Annotated in this window: 6 protein-coding genes; 4 read left to right on the top strand and 2 right to left on the bottom strand. The window is 65.4% G+C overall.

Going from position 1 to position 6210, the window contains the following annotated elements:
• On the bottom strand, positions 1–1315 hold a 1315-nt coding region (locus A5646_RS12490; protein ID WP_156765593.1), incomplete at its 3' end, for a DUF2254 family protein.
• 154 nt (positions 1316–1469) lie between these two features.
• On the opposite strand from A5646_RS12490, the gene A5646_RS12485 reads away from it, so the two are divergent.
• The 4 genes from A5646_RS12485 to A5646_RS12470 all read left to right on the top strand — a co-directional run bounded on the left by A5646_RS12485 (position 1470) and on the right by A5646_RS12470 (position 3737).
• Positions 1470–1781: a hypothetical protein gene (locus tag A5646_RS12485; RefSeq protein WP_066868448.1), complete on the top strand. Its 312-nt coding sequence runs from the start codon at positions 1470–1472 to the stop codon at positions 1779–1781.
• A 7-nt stretch (positions 1782–1788) separates the two neighbouring features.
• Positions 1789–2700, top strand: a complete 912-nt coding sequence (locus A5646_RS12480) for a crotonase/enoyl-CoA hydratase family protein (protein WP_066868446.1) — start codon at positions 1789–1791, stop codon at positions 2698–2700.
• Between the two features lie 79 nt (positions 2701–2779).
• The gene (locus A5646_RS12475) at positions 2780–3292 is read left to right on the top strand and encodes a DUF5078 domain-containing protein (protein ID WP_066868444.1); all 513 of its coding nucleotides are present in this window, start codon (positions 2780–2782) and stop codon (positions 3290–3292) included.
• A gap of 91 nt (positions 3293–3383) precedes the next feature.
• Positions 3384–3737 carry a hypothetical protein gene (locus A5646_RS12470; protein ID WP_066868440.1) on the top strand — a complete coding sequence of 118 codons (354 nt, stop codon included), beginning with the start codon at positions 3384–3386 and terminating at the stop codon, positions 3735–3737.
• Between the two features lie 42 nt (positions 3738–3779).
• Here A5646_RS12470 and A5646_RS12465 read toward each other — a convergent pair.
• Positions 3780–6210 (bottom strand): RND family transporter (locus tag A5646_RS12465; protein ID WP_067021923.1); only part of this gene is annotated, 2431 nt, incomplete at its 5' end.

The raw sequence follows: 6210 nt of genomic DNA, 5'->3' as shown, positions 1-6210 counted from the left end.
CCGCCGCGCCGGCCTGACCATTGTCCGACAGCGCACGGCCCAACGCGGTGAGCGCTCGCTCCATCTCATTGGTCAGGGGATGCCTGGCGGCGCCAGGCAACGCGTGGCGCAGTTGTGCCGTCACCATGCGTTGGTACTCCGCGGGAAGGTCCGGAAGGGCCATGGCGAAGACGTTGAAAACCTGGGCGCAGGTCTGGTGTTGCCCGCCCTGGGCGGCACCCACCGCGATGCTCGAAAGTGCGGACAACACTTCCGGAATCGCGGTGTCACGGTAAACGACCGGCAGCGGTTCGTCGTCGGGCTGCGTTCCACCGGATGACGGCGATCGGTGCACCCAGTGCGCCAACAGGGTGTGCAATCCGTCTATCGTCACCAAGGCCGCTTCCGGATCGCGCTGTGTAGCCGACGCCCATCCGATGCTCGAGAGCTGATGCACCCCGTAAACCGGTTCCCGGTTGAGTTGTCGCTCACGGCCGCAGCGCAACGCGTCATAAACCGCCCCGGCCAGCCGTTCCCGGTCGGCCTGACGCTCGGCACGCACCCCGGCGAGTGCCGATCCTTCGACCATGTGGCTACCCAGCCTGACGCAAAACTCGACTTCGACTGCGCCGCTGGTTGATTCGAGAGCCCGACCAAGGCTGTCCACGTCGATGTCGACGAGATAGCCGCTGCACTCCGACCGAACGATGGTGGTGGGCAGCCGCTCGAGTTGAGGTTTGTCCCGCAGCCGCCGCAACCACGCCGACTGCTCGGCACGGGTGGCGACGGTGAGCTGCACGATGCGTTCGACCACCGAGGGCGGACGCAGCTGGTCGAGAACCAGGTAGCCGAAGACCACCAGCCCCACCAGCGCGAGCACGCTCAAGATCAGCGCGACGACGGTGGAAAACACGGCTCGTTGCGGATCGGCCAACGTCAGCACGATCACGTAGTACGTGGAGAGCCCGGCGAAGTATCCGAAGAAGGCCTTGTGGGCGCGGCGACTGAGAAATTGCTCGACGACCACCCACGTGAAGACATCGGCCATCCGGTTCACCAGCGTCAAAAGCAGAAAGAACGTGATGGTCATCAAGGTGAGCACGCCCGGCGCAACGGTGCGCAACATCGACTGGTTCTGTTGCGGCGGCGCCACTTTGGCGAGAGCCTGCTGAACCGGCTGCAGCCACCCGATATCGGTGCGGTCCAACACGCTGGTGACGACCGCCAGCACGATGAACCCCAAGATCATCACCAGCGGCACGGCCAGGAATTCCTGCAGCGACCGCCGCAAGCCGCTTTCCCGCCGTGGCCGCGCGGGGCCGGCCGTACCAGGCATCCCCTCACCTGCTCCCGTGACACGCCAACATGTTTCCCACTGATACCCGCGAGATCATCGATGAATCCGCATCCGTGAGCGCCGCAGAGCACGACGCCGAGAAAGGTCGCAGCATTCGATACCGAACCGCGGACGCGGCCATAGGATCGTCGACGTGTCCGCGATCCAACGCATCGAACTCACCCTGCTGGCGACGGGATTGATCTTCATCCTGGCCTCGGCGGCACAGGCGCGCTATCGCTTCGTCAAACACCGTCGCGCCGGCCGGCGGTTCTACTGGGCGACCGCGGCCATCGGCATCGTCTGCTTTGCGGTCGGGACGGGGCAACTCTGGCCGAACGGCGTGCTCGCGGCGGCGGTGTTTTCCGCCATCGTCGCCTTTTCGGCCTACCTCACCACGCCGTATTTGAAGATCGGCGGGCGAATCTACGCGTCCTCGCCGGAGAACCGTCAGCCCGACCCGTAAGGACGCTATGCCGACCCGTGACTTCGAGACGCTGCTGTACCGGACGGCCGGCCCGGTCGCCACCATCACGCTGAACCGCCCGGACCAGCTCAACACGATCGTGCCGCCGATGCCCGACGAGATCGAGGCCGCCATCGGGCTGGCCGAGCGCGATCAAGACATCAAGGTCATCGTGCTGCGCGGTGCGGGCCGGGCGTTCTCCGGCGGCTACGACTTCGGCGGCGGCTTCCAGCACTGGGGCGAGGCCATGATGACCGACGGGAAATGGGATCCGGGCAAGGATTTCGCGATGGTCAGCGCCCGCGAGACCGGCCCGACCCAGAAATTCATGGCCATCTGGCGGGCGTCCAAGCCGGTGATCGCCCAGGTACACGGCTGGTGCGTGGGCGGGGCCAGCGACTACGCGTTGTGCGCCGACCTCGTCATCGCCAGCGAGGACGCGGTGATCGGCACGCCCTACAGCAGGATGTGGGGCGCGTATCTGACCGGGATGTGGCTCTACCGGCTGAGCCTGGCCAAGGCCAAGTGGCACTCGCTGACCGGCCGGCCGCTGACCGGCGTGCAGGCCGCCGAGATCGAGTTGATCAACGAGGCGGTGCCATTCGAGCGGCTGGAGGCCCGCGTCGCCGAGATCGCCGCCGAGCTTTCGCAGATCCCGTTGTCGCAGCTGCAGGCCCAAAAGCTGATCGTCAACCAGGCCTACGAGAACATGGGGCTGGCGTCCACCCAGACGCTCGGCGGCATTCTCGACGGCCTGATGCGCAACACCCCAGACGCGCTGGCCTTCATCAAGACCGCCGAGGCCGACGGCGTGCGCGCGGCGATCGAGCGCCGCGACGGCCCCTTCGGCGACTACAGTCAGGCCCCGCCGGAGCTGCGGCCCGATCCAAAGCACGTCATCGTCCCTGATCGCGACTGATACTGAGATGCACTAGCCAAATCCTGGCAGTGAGCTGGGAACTGTTCCCGGCGGGCCAAAAAGTGCTACCGTAACGGCTATGTCTCGGCTGAGTTCTGGCCTGCGTGCAGGCGCCGTGTTCCTTGCTCTGGGTGTTACCGCTGCGATCTTCCCGTCGACCGCGGTAGCCGACTCCACGGAGGACTTCCCGATCCCCCGCCGGATGATCAACACCACGTGCGACGCCGAGCAGATCCTGGCGGCCTCCCGGGACACCAGCCCGGTGTATTACCAGCGCTACATGATCGACTTCGACAACCACCCGAACGTCCAGCAGGCGACCATCGACAAGGCGCACTGGTTCTACTCGCTGTCACCGGAGGACCGCCGGAACTACTCCGAGAACTTCTATGCGCCCGTGTCCGATCCGCTGTGGGTGGCCTGGCCCAACCACATGAAGATCTTCTGGAACAACAAGGGCGTCGTGGCCAAGGCCACCGACATCTGCAACCAGTACCCGCCCGGCGACATGTCAGTCTGGGACTGGGCCGAGCCCACTGGCCCGCCCGGATGGCCAGGGCCTGTCAAGGGCCGGGTCGACCCCCAAGGCTAGGGTTCGACGTTGTTCGTCCCCCGATCGGGGGACATCGCAATCACCCGTTGACCGGATGGTGCGTTGCGCGCCGCCGCGGGATAGTCGTGCCATGCACAGCACAGACGCTCAGCCACCCCGGGGCGGGTCCCATCGCGACGACGTCGCCGACATCCTGGCGCAGCTCGATTGGCACGACCTCACCTGCCAGGCCGACGTCGGCTGCACCAGCCGCGCCACCCACGTCGTGCACCGCCACGCCGTGGACGGCTGCAACCGGCCCGGCGCGGACCCGCTCGGCAACATCGTCGGCATCGTCTGCACCTGCTGCCTGCGCGACCTGCAGATCGAGGTGCTGCGGCAGGTGGACCAGATCAGGTCCAGCCCGCACGCCTACTGCCTGACCTGCGGCGTACCGGTACGCCAGCTCAGTCACGCCTTACGCGTGACCCAGCTCCGTCAGTAGCGCGGTCGTCGCGCCACCGGTCGGTGTTCGCGTGCGTGAAGATCAGCGCGGTTGTACCACTCCGCCCGGCGGGTGCTCGTCGACGTCGTTGAGGATCAACTCGCGCACCGCGGGACGCGGTCCGTACGGTCGCAGCATGGTGCTGGCCGGCCGGGGACGCACGTGCTGCGGCCACCAGAACCAGCGGCCGAGCAGGGTGGCCAGCGAAGGTGTCATGAACGACCGCACGATCAAGGTGTCGAAGAGCAGACCCAGCGCGATCGTCGTACCCACCTGGGCCATCACCAGCAGCGGGCTGAACATGAACGTGGCCATGGTGGCGGCAAAGACCAGACCGGCGGAGGTCACCACCGAGCCGGAACCGGCCATGGCGCGGATCGTCCCCGTCTTGAGCCCGGCGTGGATTTCCTCTTTGAACCGCGATATCAGCAGCAGGTTGTAGTCCGAGCCGACCGCCAGCAGCAGGATGACCGCCATCGCCAGCACCATCCAGTGCAACTTCATGCCCAGGATGTACTGCCACAAGAGCACGGAGAGTCCGAATGAGGCGCCCAGCGACAGCAACACGGTACCGACGATCACGAAGGCCGCCACGACGCTTCGGGTGATCACCAGCATGATGATGAAAATCAAAGTGGCCGCGGCGATTCCGGCGATCATCAGGTCGATGTTGGAGCCGTCGTGCATGTCCTTGTACGTCGCGGCGGTGCCGCCGAGGTAGACCTTGGCGCCTTCCCAGGGAGTGCCCTTGATCGCCTCGTGCACGGCCTGCTTGATCGGTTCGATGTGGTTGATGCCTTCAGGAGTCGCCGGGTCGCCTTCGTGGGAGATGATCAGCCGGACGGCGTGCCCGTTCGGCGAGATGAACTGTTTGAGACCTCGCGCGAAATCCGGGCTCTTGAACGCCTCCGGCGGGAGGTAGAACGTGTCGTCGTTTTTCGCTTTGTCGAAGGCGTCGCCTTGCGCGGTGGCGTTGTCGGACTGCGCTCTCGCCTGTTCGTTAAGACCCTGCGTGATCGCATAGTTCGACATGATGGTGTCGAGGTTGCGCTGCTGGCTCTCGATCTGCGGCGGTATCAGCGCGACCAGTTTCGGCTGAATCTTGTCCAGCTTGTCCAGGTTCGCGCTGAGGTTCACGATGTTCTCAGCCACCTGGTCGATGCCGTCGAGCGCGTTGAAGACCGACCGGAGTGCCCAGCAGACCGGGATGTCGTAACAGTGCTTCTCCCAGTAGAAGTAGCTACGGATCGGCCGCAGGAAGTCGTCGAAGTTGGCGATGTCGTCGCGCAACCTCTCGGTGATCTGCACGGTTTCCTTGGTGAGCCTGGTGGTTTCGTGCGTCGTGTTGCTGAGATCCTGGGTCACCTGCATCTGCTCATGCAGGGTTGCCATCGTCTTGTGCAGCTCGTCGGCTTGCTTGAGCAGGTTTGCCGCCTGCTCGTCCTGATAGTGCTGGGTCTGGATTCGCCCTGCGGCCTGCGCACCCATCTGGAATCCGAGGGTGCTGTGGTCGAGTGGCGTGCCCAGCGGCCGGGTGATGGTCTGCACCCGGCCGATACCGGGGATGTGGAAGACCGCCTTGGCGACCTTGTCCAGGACGATGAAGTCGGCCGGATTACGCAGGTCGTGATCGGTCTCGATCATCAACAGCTCAGGGTTGAGCCGAGCCTGGTCGAAGTGCCGGTCCGCGGCGGCATAACCGACGTTGGCCGGGGTGTCCGCCGGCAGGAAGTGGCGGTTGTCGTAGTCGGTCTTGTAACCGGGCAGGGCGAGCAGACCAACCAGCGCGATCGCGACGGTCACCGCGAGAACCGGTGCGGGCCAGCGGACTACCACGGTGCCCATGCGACGCCAGCCCCGGGTCTGCAGCGAGCGCTTTGGATCCATGAGCTTGAAGAACGACGCAACCGTCAGTATTGCCGGAGCCAGCGTCAAAGCCGCCAGCACCGCGACCAGCATGCCGACCGCGCACGGCACCCCCAGCGACTGGAAGTACGGCAGCCGGCAGAAGCTCAGGCAGTACATCGCGCCGGCGATGGTCAGGCCCGATCCGAGCACGACATGCGCGGTGCTGTGGAACATGGTGTAGAACGCTTGTTCGCGGGTCTCGCCCAGCCCGCGGGCCTCGTGATAGCGGCCGACCACGAAGATCGCGTAATCCGTCCCGGCGGCGATCGCCATCAGCACCAGCATGTTGTTGGCGAACGTCGACAGCCCCATGACGCCGTAGTTACCGAGCGTCGCGACGACACCGCGGGCCGCTGCCAGCTCGATGAACACCATGGCCAGCATGATCAGGACGATGCTGATCGACCGGTAGACGAACAGCAGCATCACGATGATCACCAGGAAGGTGACGAGCGTGACCTTCGCGACGCCCTTCTCACCCGCGTGGGACTGATCGGCGAACAGCGGGCCCGCGCCGGTGACGTAGGCCTTGATTCCCGGCGGCGCGGGCACCGAGTCCACGATC

This window comes from Mycobacterium sp. 1245499.0, from assembly GCF_001673615.1.
In the GTDB taxonomy this organism is placed as follows: Bacteria; Actinomycetota; Actinomycetes; order Mycobacteriales; family Mycobacteriaceae; genus Mycobacterium; species Mycobacterium europaeum_A.
This window is presented reverse-complemented; position numbering and strand designations above follow the sequence as displayed.

Coding starts and splice junctions, on each gene's coding strand:
- A5646_RS12475 (WP_066868444.1), top strand. CDS start 2,780: ATGTCTCGGCTGAGTTCTGGCCTGCGTGCAGGCGCCGTGTTCCTTGCT.
- A5646_RS12470 (WP_066868440.1), top strand. CDS start 3,384: ATGCACAGCACAGACGCTCAGCCACCCCGGGGCGGGTCCCATCGCGAC.
- A5646_RS12480 (WP_066868446.1), top strand. CDS start 1,789: ATGCCGACCCGTGACTTCGAGACGCTGCTGTACCGGACGGCCGGCCCG.